This window comes from Luteococcus sp. H101, from assembly GCF_038433155.1.
GTDB lineage: Bacteria > Actinomycetota > Actinomycetes > Propionibacteriales > Propionibacteriaceae > Luteococcus.
In genome coordinates this window covers 114,874-130,184 of sequence record NZ_JBCDMW010000022.1, presented here as the reverse complement: position 1 = coordinate 130,184, position 15,311 = coordinate 114,874, and the positions used below count along the sequence as shown (strand labels likewise).

Sequence of the window (15,311 nt, the reverse complement as noted above, 5' to 3'; positions counted from 1 at the left end):
GCGCCCTTGGTTGCTGGCTACCGCGGGTTGGGTGCGGGCGGATGCCGCGGGTGGGAGGAGCACTCCGTGCCCCCGTCCTCCCGAGGCGGGTTACTTGCGCTTCTGGAGGGCCGCCCATTCGTCGCGCAGGCCAACCGTGCGGTGGAAGAGCATCGGCTGGTCCGGGTCGCAGGCGAAGTAGCCGGTGCGCTCGAACTGCACCACCTCACCGGGCTGGGTCTCGGCCAGGGCAGGCTCCACCTTGCAGCCGGTCAGGATCTGCCGGGAGTTCGGGTTGAGGTCATCGAGCGCCTCGCCGGTGGTCTCGCCGGGGATCCGGGCGGTGAACAGGCGCTCGTAGAGGGCCACGGTGGCGTCGACGGCATGGGCCGCAGAGACCCAGTGCATGGTGGACTTCACCTTGCGGCCGTCCGGGGCGTCGCCGCCGCGGGTGGCGGGGTCATAGGTGGCCAGTACCTCGGTCACGGTCCCGTCGGAATCCTTGATCACGTCGTGCGCCTTGACGAAGTAGGCGCCGCGCAGCCGCACCTCGCGGTCCAGCGTGAGCCGGAAGTACTTCGGCGGCGGCACCTCCGCAAAGTCCTCCTGCTCGATGTAGAGGCTGCCGCTGAAGGGCATGGCGCGCAGACCGTCCTCCGGACGCTCGGGGTTGTTGGTCACCTCGAAGTACTCCACCACCGGCTCGCCGTTCTCGTCGGTGGGCCAGTTGGTCAGGGTCAGCTTCAGCGGGCGCAGCACCGCCATCCGGCGCTGGGCGTTCTGGTTGTGCTCACGCCGCACGAAGCTCTCGAACTCCTCGATCGCCTTGACCGAGTTGTTGCGGGTGGTGCCGATGGCGGTCATGAAGGCCCGGATGGCGGCCGCCGGATAGCCGCGGCGACGCATGCCGCGCAGGGTGGGCATCCGGGCGTCGTCCCAGCCGTCGACCAGCCCATCCTCGACGAGCTTCTTGAGCCGACGCTTGGAGGTGACGGTGTGGGTGAGCTCCAGCCGCGCGAATTCCAGCTGGCGCGGCTTGTCGCCCGGCAGCGGCAGGTGCTCCAGGAACCAGTCGTAGAGCGGCCGGTGGGCATCGAACTCCAGGCTGCACAGGGAATGCGTGACGCCCTCCAGAGCATCGCTCTGGCCATGCGCCCAGTCATAGGTGGGGTAGATGCACCACGCGTCGCCGGTGTTGTGGTGACGGGCATGCCGGATCCGGTACATCACCGGGTCGCGCAGCCACATGTTCTCCGAGGCCATGTCGATCTTGGCGCGCAGGCAGCGGGACCCGTCGGGGAACTCGCCGGCGCGCATCCGCCGCAGCAGGTCCAGGCTCTCGGCGGCCGGCCGGTCCCGGAAGGGGGAGTTCACGCCGGGCTCGCCGAAGCCGCCCTTCTGCGCGCTGATCGTCTCCCCGTCCTGGTCATCCACGTAGGCCAGACCCTGCTCCACCAGGTGCTCGGCCCAGACGTAGAGCTGCTCGAAGTAGTCCGACGCGTGCACCGTCACGCCCGGGGTGTAGCCCAGCCAGGCGATGTCGTCCTTGATCGAGTCGACGTACTCCGCCTCCTCGGTGCCCGGATTGGTGTCGTCCAGCCGCAGATTGCACACCCCGCCGAAGTCCTCGGCCACGGAGAAGTTCTGCACGATCGCCTTTGCGTGCCCGATGTGCAGGTAACCATTCGGCTCGGGTGGGAAGCGGGTCTGCACCCGCTGGCCGTAGGTTCCCTGCTCGTTGTCGCGACGCACGGCATCGCGGATGAAGTCATTGGCGGCAACCACGGGCTCAGGGGCATTCATGGCCGCAAAACTAGCATGCACGGGCGTGGCCGCCGCTGGCCGGTGAGCAGGCACGTCGGCCAGGCGCAGCTCCAGGGGCTGTTGGCCGTCGACGGGCCGACCCGTGAGCCCACGGCCGCACGATAGGCTGGCGCCATCATGACTGAAGAGCTGAACCTTGCCCCGGCCGCCGTCGACCTGTCTCCCGCGCGGCTGCGCGTGGCGCCCTCCCCGACCGGTGATCCGCACGTCGGCACCGCCTACATGGCCCTGTTCGACAAGGCGTGGGCCCGGCGCACCGCCGGCGCCTTCGTGCTGCGGATCGAGGACACGGACCAGGCCCGGCTGGTGCCGGGCTCGGAGGAGCAGATCTACCAGACTCTGGAATGGCTCGGGCTGGGCCCCGACGAGGGTCCGCAGCAGGGCGGGGAGTACGGCCCCTACCGCCAGTCCGAGCGGCTGGACACCTACCGGCCCTTCGTGGACCAGCTGATCGACGACGGCCACGCCTACTACTGCTGGTGCAGCGCCGAGCGGCTCAAGCAGATGCGGGAGCAGCAGCAGGCCGAGAAGCGCGACGTGATTGGCTATGACCGGCTCTGCCTGGGCAAGACCAAGCAGGAGCGGGCCCAGCTGCCCGGCTTCCAGGAGACCCCCGTCGTGCGGATGCTGGTGCCCGATGACGTGGAGCTGACCTTCGACGACCTGATCAACGGCCCCACTGCCGCGCCCCGGCCGGATGACCAGGTGATCTTGAAGACCGACGGTTTCCCCACCTATCACCTGGCCGTGGTGGTGGACGACCACCTGATGGGCATCACCCACGTGGTGCGCGGCCAGGAGTGGATCAGCTCCACCCCCAAGCACCTCCTGCTCTACAAGTGGCTGGGCTTCCCGGCGCCGCGATTCGCCCACATGCCGCTGATCCGCAACACCGACCGCTCCAAGATCAGCAAGCGGAAGAATCCCGCCGCCCGGCTGACCTGGTTCCGCGAGCAGGGCTACCTGCCCGAGGCGCTGCTGAACTTCCTGATGCTGCTGGGCTACCCGCCCGTGCACGAGGGTCAGGAGGTGCAGTCCTTCGACGACTTCGTGGCGTCCTTCGACTGGTCCAAGATCAACCCGGCCGGTCCGATCTTCGACATGGACAAGCTGAACTGGCTCAACGGGCACTACATCCGCACCATGTCGGCCGAGGATCTGGCCGCCCGGATCGAGCGCTACTGGGCCGAGCAGGGGCAGCCCGAGCTGGACGACAGCGCCCGGACGCTGCTGGTGGGCGCCACCCCGTTGATCCAGGAGCGGCTGACGCTGCTCAGCGAGGCCCGGGAGAAGTTGGCCTTCCTGTTTGCCGAGGACGCCTCGATCAGCGCCCCGGACGAGGTGGTGGCCAAGCTCAAGGAGGACACCCCGCAGGTGCTGGACGCCGCGCTGTCCGTGCTGGAGGGGCTGGAACCCTTCGACGCCGAGAACATCCAGGCGGCGCTGCGCGCCAAGCTGGTGGACGAGCTGGGCATCAAGCCCAAGTTCGCCTTCGCCCCCGTGCGGGTGGGGATCACCGGCAGTAATGTCAGCCCGCCGCTGTTCGAGTCGATGGAGCTCTTGGGGCATTCCTCGTCGATCCGACGGTTGAAGGCCTTCCGCGCCAGTCTGTGAGCCCGCAACCGATCACCCCACGATCCCCAAGCTTGTCGGAGGGACGGGCTGCGGACCGGGGTGTCTCGTGCGCTGTGTCTCGTCGACACTCGCTGGCTCGCGTCTCCTCGCAGAACCGCGCCCAAGACACCCCGGCTCCTTCGCCCGTCCTGGGCGGCTACCGGCCGGGTCAGCGGAGCTTCTTGAGCGGGGTCTGCCAGCCCAGCTCGCTGACCTGGGCCAGGTACAGCTCGGCACAGGCCAGGGCATCGGTCAGCGCCTCGTGCGCCCGGTAGCGGGGCAGGCCGTACTGGTCCCGCGCGCCCCACAGCCGTAGCGCGCCGGGCGGCGGCTCGTCGTCGAATCCCTTGGTCAGCAACTGGTACTGCAGCTGCATGGTGTCGACGGTGGGGATCGGCACGCCGGCCCCCCAGACGCGACGCATCGCCACGTCCAGGAAGCCGGTCTCGATCACGGCGTGGTGGGCCAGCAGGAGCCGGCCACGCAGCGCGGTGAGCAGGGCGGTCAGGGCCTCGGCCGGCTCCACCCCGGCGGCCAGCTGGTCGTCGGTGATGCGGTGGATGGTGGCGCTCTGGCCCACCTCCGCGTCGGAGCGGATCACCAGGTGGCCGGCGCCGGCCAGCCGGATGGCCTGGCCGTCCACCGGCACGAAGCCGATGCTCAGCAGCCGGTCGGTCTTCGGATCCAGGCCGGTGGTCTCCACGTCGACGGCCAGCAGCCTGAGCTGATCCGCCGGGGTGCTGTCCGGTTGGATCACCGCAGCGGCAAAGTCCCGTAGCGGCCCCTCGGGCAGGGCCGCGGCCAGCTTCTCGGGATTGGGGGAGCGACGAGGGGTCCGGGAGAACAGTGCCATGGCCGCCTCAGTTCATCAGGTGGGTCTGGTAGCTGTACTGCAGACCCTCCTGCGCATGCCGGATCAGGGAGAAGGCGTCCTTGAGGTGCCGACGGTCGAAGCTGGACAGCTCGCCGGCCCGCACCAGGTTGTCCGGGGTGCGGGCCTGTACCGCCTGCTCGTTCTGGTGCGCCAGCCGGACATGGGTGATGAACTCGAAGGCGTCGGCCAGTTCCTCCAGGCTGGTGCTGCTGCTGACCTTGGCGACGGCCCGCAGCCGCTCCAGGGTGCCCACCTCGGCCAGGCCATGGGCCAGGGCATGGACCCGGGCCAGCTCGATGATGGCGTGCACGCCATTGGCCTTGAGGTCGAAGGTCTCACTCTCCTCTCCGCGCAGCGCCAACACCCGGCCACGGAAGAAGCCGACGGGTGGCTGGCGCTCCACCGCCTGCGCGGCCAGCTGGCCCAGGAATCGTTGGGCCTTCGGGGTGAGGGCGAGGGTCTCGGCCCGGACCTCGGCCAGCAGGGCCGGGTCCCCGTGCACCGTGCGGGCGTCGAAGAAGATCTGGCTGTGCAGCACCGCGTCGGGATGGGGCTCGTTGAGCCAGCTGGCGAACTGGCGCTTCCACTGACCCACCGTCAGCCGCCATGCGGGGTTGGAGGCCATCACGTCGCCGTCGCACAGGCGGTAGCCGCATTCGGCCAGGCCGGCGGTGACGCGTTCGGCCAGCTGTTGGAACCATTCGCCCGCGGGTCCGGACAGGTCCACCCCGTCGGCGATCACCAAGGCGTGATCCTGGTCCGAGTTGATGCTGAGCTCTCGCCGGGCCTGGGAGCCCAGCGCGATCCAGCTCCACGGGCCGGGGGCCGGGCCGAGCTCGGTCGTCGCCAGCGCGATCAGGCGACGGGCCATCGCATCGGCAACCGTCGTCAACAGCCGCGTGATGTCGTGGGCCGAGGCGTCCTGCTTCAACAACTGCGCCACCAGCTCAGGCACCCGCTTGCTGACCCGGGCGAGCGAGGTGACGTCCTGCTGGCGGGAGATGTCGCCCACCAGGAAGACCGGGTCGGCCTGCTGCAGCCGGACGATGTCGCCGGCTGTGACCATCCCCACCAGAGCGCCATTGGCCACCACCGGCAGGTGGTGCACCCCGCGGCTGGTCATCTCCAACAGCGCCTCGAAGGCCTGGGTGTCGGGGGAGATTCGCACCGGATCGGTGGTCATCACGCTGGCCAGCGGCTGGTCACCGTCGATTCCCCGGGCCACCACCTTGGAGCGCAGGTCCCGGTCGGTCACGATGCCGGCCAGCGCCCCGGAAGCGTCCACCACCGGCAGGGCGGAGACCCGGTGTTCGGTCATCAGCTGGGCCGCCTGCCGGATGGTGACGTCGGCGGGGGAGGTGACCAGCTTCTTGGCCCCGATCTCGGCCACCGTGCTGCGCAGCCAGGCCGCGGAGCGTTCGTCGGCGGACTGCTTGACCGCGACGGCCTGACGCAGCCGCCCCTGACCCTGACGGTCGTAGAAGGCCCGGACCTCGGGGTAGTGCTCCACCAGGTGGCCGAAGACCTCGGCCCCCATCACCAGCACCAGGCTGTCCTCGATGGTGGTGATGGTATAACGCGAACCCTGCCGGGACAGCAGGGAGGAGGCGCCGAAGCTGCCGCCGGGCTCCGTGCGCTCCACCAGGGCGCCGGTGGCGTCGACGATGTCCACCGCGCCGCTGCGCAGGATGTAGAGCTGGTTGTTGGGCCTGCCCTGGGTCATCAACTCGGTGCCCCACCGGTGGTAGCGCAGCTGCAGCCGGCTGGGCAGCTGGTTCAGCACCGTTCCGGGCAGGGTGGAGAATGGTTCATGGGCGGCGAGGAAGTCACGTACCTCTGCCAGTTCGACGTCCATCACAACTCCTTCGTCGTGGTGGGCTTTGGGGCTTTCCCGGGGCCTCGTGCCCTCAGCCTGCCAGCTCGACGGCGATTCCACAGCCGGTCCGGCCACCGATTTTGCATCGGGCGGCCGGACATGACAGAATCGTCAAGTTGCTCCGATGGAGTTGGCGCGTGCTGCCGTCGCTCGGGATCCCGCAGGGGATCACGTGATGACAGTCGCCCCGGTCCTGGGCAGTCGCCGTGTGAACGGAACTGAGGAGAGCACCACACAACGAAAGAGTGCGTTTGTGAGTGCCTGTGACAGTTGCGACACACCCGACCGCGGGGGTCGGTGGAAGAGGGTCTCGTCGATGACGAGATGAGGTTTCCACGACACACGAGGAGCATGCCGAGGCCCGCCGGGTCTACGGCCGCGAAAGCCGGAATCCTCCGGACCAAGCTTGGACGAGTAGAAGGAACAACTGTGGCGGGACAAAAGATCCGCATCAGGCTCCGGGCCTATGACCATGAGGTCATCGACTCGTCGGCGCGCAAGATCGTCGACACGGTGACCCGTACGGGTGCCAAGGTTGCCGGCCCGGTGCCGCTGCCGACCGAGAAGAACGTGTTCTGTGTGATCCGTTCGCCCCACAAGTACAAGGACAGCCGCGAGCACTTCGAGATGCGTACCCACAAGCGGCTCATCGACATCCTCGATCCCACCCCGAAGACGGTCGACTCGCTGATGCGGCTCGACCTGCCGGCCGGTGTGGACATCGAGATCAAGCTCCCGTGAGGTCCGTGAACATGACTAACGAACGCAAGGTGAAGGGCCTGCTGGGCACCAAGCTCGGCATGACCCAGCTCTGGGACGAGAACAACAAGATCGTGCCCGTGACCGTGATCCAGGCTGGCCCGTGTGTGGTCACCCAGGTGCGGACCCCCGAGGTGGACGGCTACAACGCCGTGCAGCTGGGCTTCGGTGCCGTCAAGGCCAAGAAGGTCACCAAGCCCGAGGGCGGGCACTTCGAGAAGGCCGGCGTGACCCCGCGCAAGCACCTGGTCGAGCTGCGCACCTCGGATGCCTCCGAGTACACCCTCGGCCAGGAGGTCACCGCGGAGACCTTCGCCGCCGCCGACTTCGTCGACGTGACCGGCGTGAGCAAGGGCAAGGGCACCGCTGGTGTCATGAAGCGCCACGGCTTCAAGGGCCTGCGCGCCTCCCACGGTGTGCACCGCAAGCACCGTTCCCCCGGTTCCATCGGTGGCTGCTCCACCCCCGGCCGTGTCTTCAAGGGCATGCGCATGGCGGGTCGGATGGGCGTCGACAAGGTGACCGTGCAGAACCTGAAAATCCACGCTGTCGACGCCGAGCGCGGCCTGATCCTGGTCCGCGGTGCGGTCCCGGGCAACAAGGGCTCGCTGGTCGTCGTCCGTAGCGCTGCCAAGAAGGGTGATGTCGCATGAGCGAGTCGCTGAAGGTCGACGTCCTGGGCGTCGACGGCAAGAAGGCCGGCACCGCCGATCTCCCCGCCGAGATCTTCGACGTGCAGACCAACATTCCGCTGATCCACCAGGTTGTCGTGGCCCAGCAGGCCGCGGCCCGTCAGGGCACCCACGCCACCAAGACCCGCGGCGACGTCCGCGGCGGTGGCATCAAGCCTTGGCGCCAGAAGGGCACCGGCCGGGCCCGTCACGGCTCGCGTCGTTCCCCGATCTGGACCGGCGGTGGCACCGTGCACGGCCCGCAGCCCCGCAGCTACGCGCAGCGCACCCCCAAGAAGATGATCGCGGCCGCGATCCGCGGCGCCCTGAGCGACCGCGCTCGCGACGGCCAGATCTTCGTCCTGGACCAGATCGTGGCCGGCGAGAAGCCGTCCACCAAGGCCGCTCTCAAGGCGCTGGCCACCATCGGTGACGCCAGCAAGCTGCTGGTGGTGCTGGACCGGACCGAGGAGATCGCCTGGCTGAGCCTGCGCAATGTCCCGACCGTGCACGTCCTGGCCGTTGACCAGCTCAACGCCTACGACATCCTGGTCAACGACGGCGTGGTCTTCACCAAGGCTGCCCTGGCCCAGTACACCGCTGGCCCCGCCAAGGGCAAGAGCGTCAAGGCCGTGGCCACCGAGTCCGAGGCCGCTGCAGAGGAGACCGAGAAGTGACCGAGTCCGTCAAGATCCGCGACCACCGCGACATCCTGCTCGCGCCCGTCGTGAGCGAGAAGAGCTACGGCCTGCTGGACGAGAACAAGTACACCTTCATCGTCGCCCCGCATGCCAACAAGACCGAGATCAAGATCGCCGTCGAGGCCATCTTCGATGTCAAGGTCACCAGCGTGAACACGATCAACCGCAAGGGCAAGACCCGCCGCACCCGCTTCGGGATCGGCAAGCGTCCCGACACCAAGCGCGCGATCGTGACCGTGGCCGAAGGCCAGCGCATCGACATCTTTGGAGGTCCGGTCGCCTGACCGGACGGACGCTGAGACAAGGAATCTGAGACCTCATGGGTATCCGTAAGTACAAGCCGACTACGCCGGGCCGTCGCGGCTCGAGCGTCGCCGACTTCGTCGAATTGACTCGTTCCACGCCGGAGAAGTCGCTGCTGGCCCCCAAGCCGAAGACCGGTGGCCGCAACAACTCCGGCCGGATCACCACCCGTCACATCGGTGGTGGCCACAAGCAGGCCTACCGCATCATCGACTTCAAGCGCTATGACAAGGACGGCGTGCCGGCCAAGGTCGCTCACATCGAGTACGACCCGAACCGCACCGCCCGGATTGCGCTGCTGCACTACGCCGATGGTGAGAAGCGCTACATCATCGCTCCCCAGGGCCTGACCCAGGGTGCGACCGTCAGCGCCGGTGAGGGTGCCGACATCAAGCCCGGCAACAACCTGGCCCTGCGCAACATCCCCGTTGGTACCACGGTGCACGCGGTGGAGATGCGTCCCGGCGGCGGCGCCAAGCTCGGCCGCTCGGCCGGCGCGGCGATCCAGCTGGTCGCTCGCGAGGGCAAGTACGCCACGCTGCGCATGCCCTCGGGCGAAATGCGCATGGTGGACGTGCGTTGCCGCGCCACCGTTGGTGCTGTCGGCAATGCCGAGCAGTCCAACATCAACTGGGGCAAGGCTGGCCGCAGCCGCTGGAAGGGCGTCCGCCCGACCGTGCGTGGTGTGGTCATGAACCCGATCGACCACCCGCACGGTGGTGGCGAGGGCCGTACCTCGGGTGGTCGTCACCCGGTGTCGCCCTGGGGCAAGCCTGAGGGTCGCACCCGCGACAAGAACAAGGCGAGCAGCCGCCTCATCATTCGTCGCCGCAAGTCCGGCAAGAAGCGCTGATTGGGAGCCTGAGGAAAAATGCCACGTAGCTTGAAGAAGGGTCCCTTCGTCGACGAGCACCTGTCCAAGAAGGTGGACGCTCAGAACGAAAAGGGCACCAAGAACGTCATCAAGACCTGGTCGCGCCGCTCGATGGTGGTGCCCGACATGCTGGGTCACACCATCGCCGTGCACGACGGTCGCAAGCATGTCCCGGTCTTCGTGACCGAGTCCATGATCGGCCACAAGCTGGGCGAGTTCGCTCCGACGCGTACCTTCAAGGGTCACGTCAAGGACGACAAGAAGGCGCGCCGCCGCTGAGCGGGCGAGACAAGGAACTGATCAGACAATGAGCAACAATGAAAGCCGGCCCAGCCGTCGCGCTGCCCTGCTCGGGGATCGTCCTGGCTCGTACGCGATTGCGCGTCACGTCCGGATGAGCCCGATGAAGGTGCGTCGCGTCGCGAACCTGGTGCGTGGGATGGGTGTCAACGAGGCCCTGGTCGCGCTGAAGTTCGCCCCCCAGGCCGCCAGCGACCCGATCTACAAGGTGGTGGCCTCGGCCATCGCCAATGCGGAGAACACCGAGAACCTGCGTGCGGATGACCTGTACATCTCGCAGATCTTCGTGGACGAGGGCGTGACCATGCGTCGCATCCGTCCGCGGGCCAAGGGTTCCGCCAGCCGCATCCTGAAGCGCGCCAGCCACATCACCGTGGTTGTCGAGCCGACCGCCAACAAGACCGCAACTGAGAGCAAGAAGGGAGCCTGAGCATGGGCCAGAAGATCAACCCGCATGGCTTCCGCCTCGGCATCACCACCGACCACAAGACCCGCTGGTACGCCGAGAAGCAGTACGCGGCTTTTGTTGGTGAAGACGTCAAGATCCGCCAGTACCTGCTCAAGAACCTTGAGCGGGCCGGCATCTCCTCGATCGAGATCGAGCGTCGTTCCGAGCGCGTGACCATCTTCCTGTACGCCGCCCGTCCGGGCATCGTCATCGGCCGCAATGGTGCCGAGGCGGAGCGCGTCCGCGGTGCACTGGAGAAGCTGACCGGAAAGCAGATCCAGCTGAACATCCTCGAGGTCAAGAACCCCGAGATCGATGCCCAGCTGGTGGCCCAGGGTGTCGCCGAGCAGCTGGGGGCCCGCGTGGCCTTCCGTCGGGCGATGCGCAAGGCGCAGCAGACCGCGATGCGTTCCGGTGCCCAGGGCATCCGGATCAAGTGCTCCGGCCGTCTCGGCGGCGCCGAGATGAGCCGCTCCGAGGGTTACCGCGACGGCCGCGTGCCGCTGCACACCCTGCGTGCGGACATCGACTACGGCTTCTACGAGGCCCGCACCACCTTCGGCCGGATCGGCGTGAAGGTGTGGATCTACAAGGGCGATGTCACGGGCACCCGCGCCGAGCGCGCCGCCCAGAAGGCCGCCCGTGCCGCCGCTCCCGGCGCCAACCGCCGCGGCGGTCGTCGTCCCGAGCGCGGTGGCCGTGGTGACCGTCCGGAGCGTGGCGGCCGCCGTCGCGCCGAGGAGGCGCGCAATGACAACAACGCCGAGGCCCCCAAGGCTGAGTCCCAGGCCCCGGCTACCGAGAACGCAGGAGCCTGAGCATGCTGATTCCTCGTCGTGTGAAGTACCGCAAGCAGCACCACCCCAAGCGGACCGGTGCTGCCAAGGGTGGCACCAAGCTCGCCTTCGGTGAGTTCGGCATCCAGGCGCTCGAGTCCTCCTACCTGACCAACCGTCAGATCGAGGCCGCTCGTATCGCCATGACCCGCCACATCAAGCGAGGCGGCAAGGTGTGGATCAATGTCTACCCCGACCGTCCGCTGACCAAGCACCCTGCCGAGTCCCGCATGGGTTCCGGCAAGGGTTCGCCCGAGTTCTGGGTGGCCAACATCAAGCCGGGTCGCGTGCTCTTCGAGCTCTCCGGCGTTGATGAGGAGACCGCTCGCGAGGCCATGCGCCTGGCAATCCACAAGCTGCCCTTCAAGGCTCGCTTCATCAAGCGCGAAGCAGGTGAAATCTGATGGCGAAGACCACCACCGCCGCCGATCTGCGCGGCCTCAGCCGTGACGACCTCAATGCAAAGGTCCTGGAGCTGAAGGAAGAGCTGTTCACGCTGCGCTTCCAGGCGGCCACCGGCCAGCTGGAGAACCACGGACGTCTGCGCGAGGTTCGCAAGGACATCGCCCGGATCTACACCGTGCTCCAGGAGCGCAACCTGGGCATCGTCGACGACCCTGAGAAGAAGGCCTGACAATGAGCGAGAACACCAAGGTCGAGACCGAGGCCCGCAACTCCCGCAAGGTGCGTGAAGGCGTCGTCGTCTCGGACAAGATGGACAAGACCATCACCGTGCTCGTGGAGGACCGCGTCAAGCATCCCCTCTACGGCAAGGTCATGACCAAGAGCGAGCGCCTCAAGGCGCACGATGAGAACAACGAGGCCGGCATTGGCGACCGCGTGCGGGTGATGGAGACTCGTCCGCTCTCGGCCACCAAGCGTTGGCGCCTGCTCGAGATCACCGAGAAGGCCAAGTGATCCGTCACTGAGCACAAGAAGGGGCCCGTCCATCCGGACGGGCCCCTTTTTCATTGTCTGAAAGGGATTGCGAATTATTGCATGAAGTGGACAATTGTGCTGATCGTTTCCTTCCGCGGGTGGGCGGCGGCCGGTTAGGTTCGACGGAGTCGGCGGACAGTGGGGTCCGCCCAGCGCCCATGAAGGTGGAAACCATGCGGAATACGAAACGGGCCATCGCGCTGCCCGTCGCCCTGGCCCTGGCGGCCGGCGCGCTCGGCGCGGCGACGTCGGACACCACCGCCAGGGCAGGGGAGTCTCCCCTCCTGGCCGACATCGTGATCGACAAGGTGGGTGGGCTGCACCGGCCTTTCCAGCCCGAGGTGCACGACTATGCGGTGGCCACCTATGCCAGCACGCAGTCCCTGTTGATCTGTCCCAAGGCGATCCGGGGTGAGGTCACGATTGCCGGCCAGCCCGTGGATGGCGATGGTTGTGGCCGGGTGCCCGTGGCCCTTGGGATCAACCGGGTGCCCATCGTGGTCAGCCACCAGGGGGCCAGCGACGAGTACCGGGTCAGCATCCTGCGTCGCAACACCGACTTCCGGGGGCGCTCGGTCATACCGGGGGTGAAGGCCACTGCTGCCCTGCAGGCACCGGACCACCCGGCCGCGGCGGCGGTGGACGGCAAGCGCGAGAGCTACTGGCGCCCGGAGCAGAACAAGGCGGGCAAGCCGGGGCAGGCAGGGGTCAGCGAGGTGGTGCTGACGCTGCCGGAGAAGCGGTGGATCAGCAAGGTCACCGGCTGGCTGGAGCTCACCACCGAGAAGATGTGGGTCAATGACCTGCCGCAGAACTACCTCACCATCCAAACCTCGACGGATGGACGCCACTGGAAGACGGTTGCTGAGAAGGCCACCCTGCGCCAGGACTCCCACATCGCCCCGCAGGATCCCAACTCCGGGCGCTACTACTGGGACTGGAACAATGCCGTCCAGGCCAAGTACGTCCGGCTCACCCTGGGCGCCGGGCGGCAGCAGGTCATCGACTCCTTCGGGGTGCGTGAGTTGAGCGTCTGGGGTTTGCCGAAGGGGGCCCGACCCAAGCGCGCGCCGTTCACCCGGCAGCAGCCGGTGCGGCGAGCCGACGGCTCACTGGGGGTCAACCGGGCCAATGAGCTGGCCATTCGCAACAACATCACCGTCTCCACCTGGACCCCGAATGACCAGCGGGCGGCGATGACCCCCAACAATGCCGAGTACGACTCGCTGGCCCGGCCGGCCGCCATCTTCTACGGCCTGGACGTCGGCCCGGATCCCGACGGCCTGCACAATGCCACCGAGTTCATGAAGAACAACCCCCAGGCCCAGTGGGGAATCGCCCGGGCCCCCAGGGGCGACAACTGGAGCAAGCTGGCCGACGCGGGGGAGCCAACCGACTTCCTGCACCCGTCGATGAAGCCCTACCGTGACCGGTTGGTGGAGGTGCAGTTGGGCGACGAGGGCGGCTACAGCGATTCCGAGGTGGCGGCTTTCGCCAAGTGGTTCGAGTTCACCAAGAAGCAGTACCCGACGGCCCTGGTTCACTCCAACCAGTTCACGGCGCCCAGTTGGGCCACCAACGCCCAGAGCTATGTGCAGCGGGCCAAGCCGGACATCCTCAGCTGGGACAACTACTACTGGGGTGGTGGCAAGACCTTCGGCTCCCACGGCCCGACGGCGGCCGAGACCGTGAACCACCTGCTGGGTGCCACCATGTGGACCGCCTACCGGGAGGCCGCCGCCAAGGGCCTGACCGGCGATGGGTCACAACCCATTCTGTGGGGTCAGTACCTGGACGCCTTCGACTCCGACTACTCCCAGTCCCAGCGAGCCATCGTGACCAACCTCTCCCTGGCCTCCGGGGCGAAGTGGTTCGGGCTCTTCCGGCTTGACCTGAACCGCTATGACGGTTCCAACATGGTGGGACCCGACGGAGAGCCGCTGCGCGAATGGCATGAGTACGCCGCACTCTTCCGGCAGATCCGCAACCTGGGGAACTACCTCACCCCGATGACCAGCGACTGGGTGGCGGTGCAGCCCGGCCAGTCCGGCGGACCGGTCATGCCCGTGACCAACCGGACTCCCAGCGCCTGGCGGATGGACAGCTTCGCCCGTTCCCAGGCTGCCAATGGCAATTATGGGATCAAGTCCGTGACTGCCCGCAATGTCGGCACCCAGAACCGGGGGCGGCCGGGTGACGTGGTGCTGGGCTACTTCAAGCCACTTCCCGGTCTGGACACCAAGCTCCTGCGGCAGCGTTTCGGAACCACTTCGCCGCGGGCGGTCATGGTGGTCAACGGGTTGACCAGTCACGCCAAGCGGCCCAACACCAGCTACTTCCCGCGGATCGACGACGGCCAGTTCTGGCAGACGGCCCAGGAGATCAGCCTGGACGTGGATCCGCAGGCCGGTGACCTGATGCGCGTGGATCCCGAGACCGGCCGGGTCAGCCAGGTGCCGATCCGCGACGGCAAGGTGACCCTGCGGCTGGGTGGTGGACAGGCCGCTCTCCTGTACTGGCGCAAGGCCATGGTGCAGGCCGAGCTGAAGGCTCCGTCGGAGCCCGTTCAGTACACCGGCAGCACCCAGCTGAGCGTCACCGTCAACAATCCGTTGACCGAGAAGCTCACCGGCGTGCGGGTCCAGGCCGCCCAGGCCAAGGACTGGGAGGTCAGCGTGCCCTCCGAGAGCGTGGATCTGGCGCCCGGCCAGTCGCACACCTTCGCCCTGACGGCCCGCAACCTGCGCGCTTCCGGACCCACCCCGCTGAGCGTGACGCTGGCCGGTGAGGACTTCACCCGACAACTGACCGGGACGCTCACCGGCACACCGTGCTCCACCGAGCGGATCCCGGCCACCGTGCTGGGTGCCAGCTCCGAGGAGACCGCCAAGGAGGACGGCAAGGCGGCCAATGCCGTCGACGGAAAGCTGAACACCCAGTGGCACACCGACTGGTCCACCACGTCACCGAAGCTGCCGCACTGGATCCAGCTGGACCTGGGCAGCAGTCAGCCCATCTGTCGGCTGGGCTACCAGGGCCGGCAGGACATGGCCACCGGCCAGGGCTGGGTCAAGGACTATGAGGTCTACGTCTCCGACCAGCCGATCGACCCGGCCAAGCTGCCCCCCGCGCCCACCGCGAGTGGGGTCTTCGAGGCCCAGCTGGCCCGTCAGGAGGTGCCGGTGAATGCCACCGGCCGCTATGTCCTGCTGCGTGGCAAGTCGATCTGGGATGGCTCGCAGTGGATGACGGCGGCCGAGATCCAGACCACCCGGTCCGGGCCCGCGCCCGTGCCGGAAGGCTGAGCCAAGGC

Annotated in this window: 16 protein-coding genes; 13 read left to right on the top strand and 3 right to left on the bottom strand. The window is 67.6% G+C overall.

Annotated features, from left to right (window positions below; genetic code table 11):
• Window positions 1-90: 90 nt before the first annotated feature.
• Window positions 91-1,782, bottom strand: a complete 1,692-nt coding sequence (locus AAEX60_RS09695) for a glutamine--tRNA ligase/YqeY domain fusion protein (RefSeq protein WP_342103043.1) — start codon at window positions 1,780-1,782, stop codon at window positions 91-93.
• 243 nt (window positions 1,783-2,025) lie between these two features.
• On the opposite strand from AAEX60_RS09695, the gene gltX reads away from it, so the two are divergent.
• On the top strand, window positions 2,026-3,417 hold the full coding sequence (gene gltX / locus AAEX60_RS09690; protein ID WP_446721306.1) for a glutamate--tRNA ligase: 1,392 nt from the start codon (window positions 2,026-2,028) through the stop codon (window positions 3,415-3,417).
• A 169-nt stretch (window positions 3,418-3,586) separates the two neighbouring features.
• Here the strand turns inward: gltX and AAEX60_RS09685 are convergent, their stop codons facing one another.
• Entirely contained in the window at window positions 3,587-4,270 is a 684-nt protein-coding gene (locus tag AAEX60_RS09685; protein WP_342103039.1) for an exonuclease domain-containing protein, read from the bottom strand.
• Window positions 4,271-4,277: 7 nt separating this feature from the next.
• Window positions 4,278-6,146 carry a DUF294 nucleotidyltransferase-like domain-containing protein gene (locus AAEX60_RS09680; RefSeq protein ID WP_342103037.1) on the bottom strand — a complete coding sequence of 623 codons (1,869 nt, stop codon included), beginning with the start codon at window positions 6,144-6,146 and terminating at the stop codon, window positions 4,278-4,280.
• A gap of 450 nt (window positions 6,147-6,596) precedes the next feature.
• Between AAEX60_RS09680 and rpsJ the strand changes: the two genes are divergently transcribed.
• The 12 genes from rpsJ to AAEX60_RS09620 all read left to right on the top strand — a co-directional run bounded on the left by rpsJ (window position 6,597) and on the right by AAEX60_RS09620 (window position 15,303).
• Window positions 6,597-6,908, top strand: coding sequence for a 30S ribosomal protein S10 (gene rpsJ / locus AAEX60_RS09675; RefSeq protein WP_015071250.1), 312 nt, complete (start codon window positions 6,597-6,599; stop codon window positions 6,906-6,908).
• Between the two features lie 11 nt (window positions 6,909-6,919).
• Complete coding sequence (gene rplC / locus AAEX60_RS09670) at window positions 6,920-7,579, top strand: 50S ribosomal protein L3 (protein WP_342103035.1); 660 nt, start codon at window positions 6,920-6,922, stop codon at window positions 7,577-7,579.
• Window positions 7,576-8,274 carry a 50S ribosomal protein L4 gene (gene rplD / locus AAEX60_RS09665; RefSeq protein WP_342103033.1) on the top strand — a complete coding sequence of 233 codons (699 nt, stop codon included), beginning with the start codon at window positions 7,576-7,578 and terminating at the stop codon, window positions 8,272-8,274. Before rplC ends, rplD begins: the two co-directional genes overlap by 4 nt.
• Window positions 8,271-8,582: a 50S ribosomal protein L23 gene (gene rplW, locus AAEX60_RS09660; protein ID WP_342103031.1), complete on the top strand. Its 312-nt coding sequence runs from the start codon at window positions 8,271-8,273 to the stop codon at window positions 8,580-8,582. The genes rplD and rplW overlap by 4 nt, the downstream gene beginning before the upstream one ends.
• A gap of 35 nt (window positions 8,583-8,617) precedes the next feature.
• On the top strand, window positions 8,618-9,454 hold the full coding sequence (gene rplB / locus AAEX60_RS09655) for a 50S ribosomal protein L2 (protein WP_342103028.1): 837 nt from the start codon (window positions 8,618-8,620) through the stop codon (window positions 9,452-9,454).
• Between the two features lie 18 nt (window positions 9,455-9,472).
• Window positions 9,473-9,754 (top strand): 30S ribosomal protein S19, encoded by a 282-nt coding sequence (rpsS, locus tag AAEX60_RS09650; protein ID WP_342103026.1) that lies wholly within the window; start codon window positions 9,473-9,475, stop codon window positions 9,752-9,754.
• 28 nt (window positions 9,755-9,782) lie between these two features.
• The gene (rplV, locus tag AAEX60_RS09645) at window positions 9,783-10,205 is read left to right on the top strand and encodes a 50S ribosomal protein L22 (RefSeq protein WP_342103024.1); all 423 of its coding nucleotides are present in this window, start codon (window positions 9,783-9,785) and stop codon (window positions 10,203-10,205) included.
• 2 nt (window positions 10,206-10,207) lie between these two features.
• On the top strand, window positions 10,208-11,041 hold the full coding sequence (rpsC, locus tag AAEX60_RS09640) for a 30S ribosomal protein S3 (RefSeq protein ID WP_342103022.1): 834 nt from the start codon (window positions 10,208-10,210) through the stop codon (window positions 11,039-11,041).
• 2 nt (window positions 11,042-11,043) lie between these two features.
• Window positions 11,044-11,463: a 50S ribosomal protein L16 gene (gene rplP, locus AAEX60_RS09635; protein ID WP_342103019.1), complete on the top strand. Its 420-nt coding sequence runs from the start codon at window positions 11,044-11,046 to the stop codon at window positions 11,461-11,463.
• On the top strand, window positions 11,463-11,693 hold the full coding sequence (rpmC, locus tag AAEX60_RS09630; protein ID WP_342092010.1) for a 50S ribosomal protein L29: 231 nt from the start codon (window positions 11,463-11,465) through the stop codon (window positions 11,691-11,693). The genes rplP and rpmC overlap by 1 nt, the downstream gene beginning before the upstream one ends.
• 2 nt (window positions 11,694-11,695) lie before the next feature.
• Window positions 11,696-11,977 (top strand): 30S ribosomal protein S17, encoded by a 282-nt coding sequence (rpsQ, locus tag AAEX60_RS09625; protein WP_342103017.1) that lies wholly within the window; start codon window positions 11,696-11,698, stop codon window positions 11,975-11,977.
• A 194-nt stretch (window positions 11,978-12,171) separates the two neighbouring features.
• Window positions 12,172-15,303, top strand: a complete 3,132-nt coding sequence (locus AAEX60_RS09620; protein WP_342103013.1) for a discoidin domain-containing protein — start codon at window positions 12,172-12,174, stop codon at window positions 15,301-15,303.
• Window positions 15,304-15,311: the final 8 nt, after the last annotated feature.

Bases quoted from the DNA above. Each gene is read 5' to 3' on its own strand.
- rplC (WP_342103035.1), top strand. From the start codon at position 6,920: ATGACTAACGAACGCAAGGTGAAGGGCCTGCTGGGCACCAAGCTCGGC.
- AAEX60_RS09695 (WP_342103043.1), bottom strand. From the start codon at position 1,782: ATGAATGCCCCTGAGCCCGTGGTTGCCGCCAATGACTTCATCCGCGAT.
- AAEX60_RS09620 (WP_342103013.1), top strand. From the start codon at position 12,172: ATGCGGAATACGAAACGGGCCATCGCGCTGCCCGTCGCCCTGGCCCTG.
- rplP (WP_342103019.1), top strand. From the start codon at position 11,044: ATGCTGATTCCTCGTCGTGTGAAGTACCGCAAGCAGCACCACCCCAAG.
- AAEX60_RS09680 (WP_342103037.1), bottom strand. From the start codon at position 6,146: ATGGACGTCGAACTGGCAGAGGTACGTGACTTCCTCGCCGCCCATGAA.
- rpsS (WP_342103026.1), top strand. From the start codon at position 9,473: ATGCCACGTAGCTTGAAGAAGGGTCCCTTCGTCGACGAGCACCTGTCC.
- rplV (WP_342103024.1), top strand. From the start codon at position 9,783: ATGAGCAACAATGAAAGCCGGCCCAGCCGTCGCGCTGCCCTGCTCGGG.
- gltX (WP_446721306.1), top strand. From the start codon at position 2,026: ATGGCCCTGTTCGACAAGGCGTGGGCCCGGCGCACCGCCGGCGCCTTC.
- rpmC (WP_342092010.1), top strand. From the start codon at position 11,463: ATGGCGAAGACCACCACCGCCGCCGATCTGCGCGGCCTCAGCCGTGAC.
- rplD (WP_342103033.1), top strand. From the start codon at position 7,576: ATGAGCGAGTCGCTGAAGGTCGACGTCCTGGGCGTCGACGGCAAGAAG.
- rpsQ (WP_342103017.1), top strand. From the start codon at position 11,696: ATGAGCGAGAACACCAAGGTCGAGACCGAGGCCCGCAACTCCCGCAAG.
- AAEX60_RS09685 (WP_342103039.1), bottom strand. From the start codon at position 4,270: ATGGCACTGTTCTCCCGGACCCCTCGTCGCTCCCCCAATCCCGAGAAG.
- rplB (WP_342103028.1), top strand. From the start codon at position 8,618: ATGGGTATCCGTAAGTACAAGCCGACTACGCCGGGCCGTCGCGGCTCG.
- rpsC (WP_342103022.1), top strand. From the start codon at position 10,208: ATGGGCCAGAAGATCAACCCGCATGGCTTCCGCCTCGGCATCACCACC.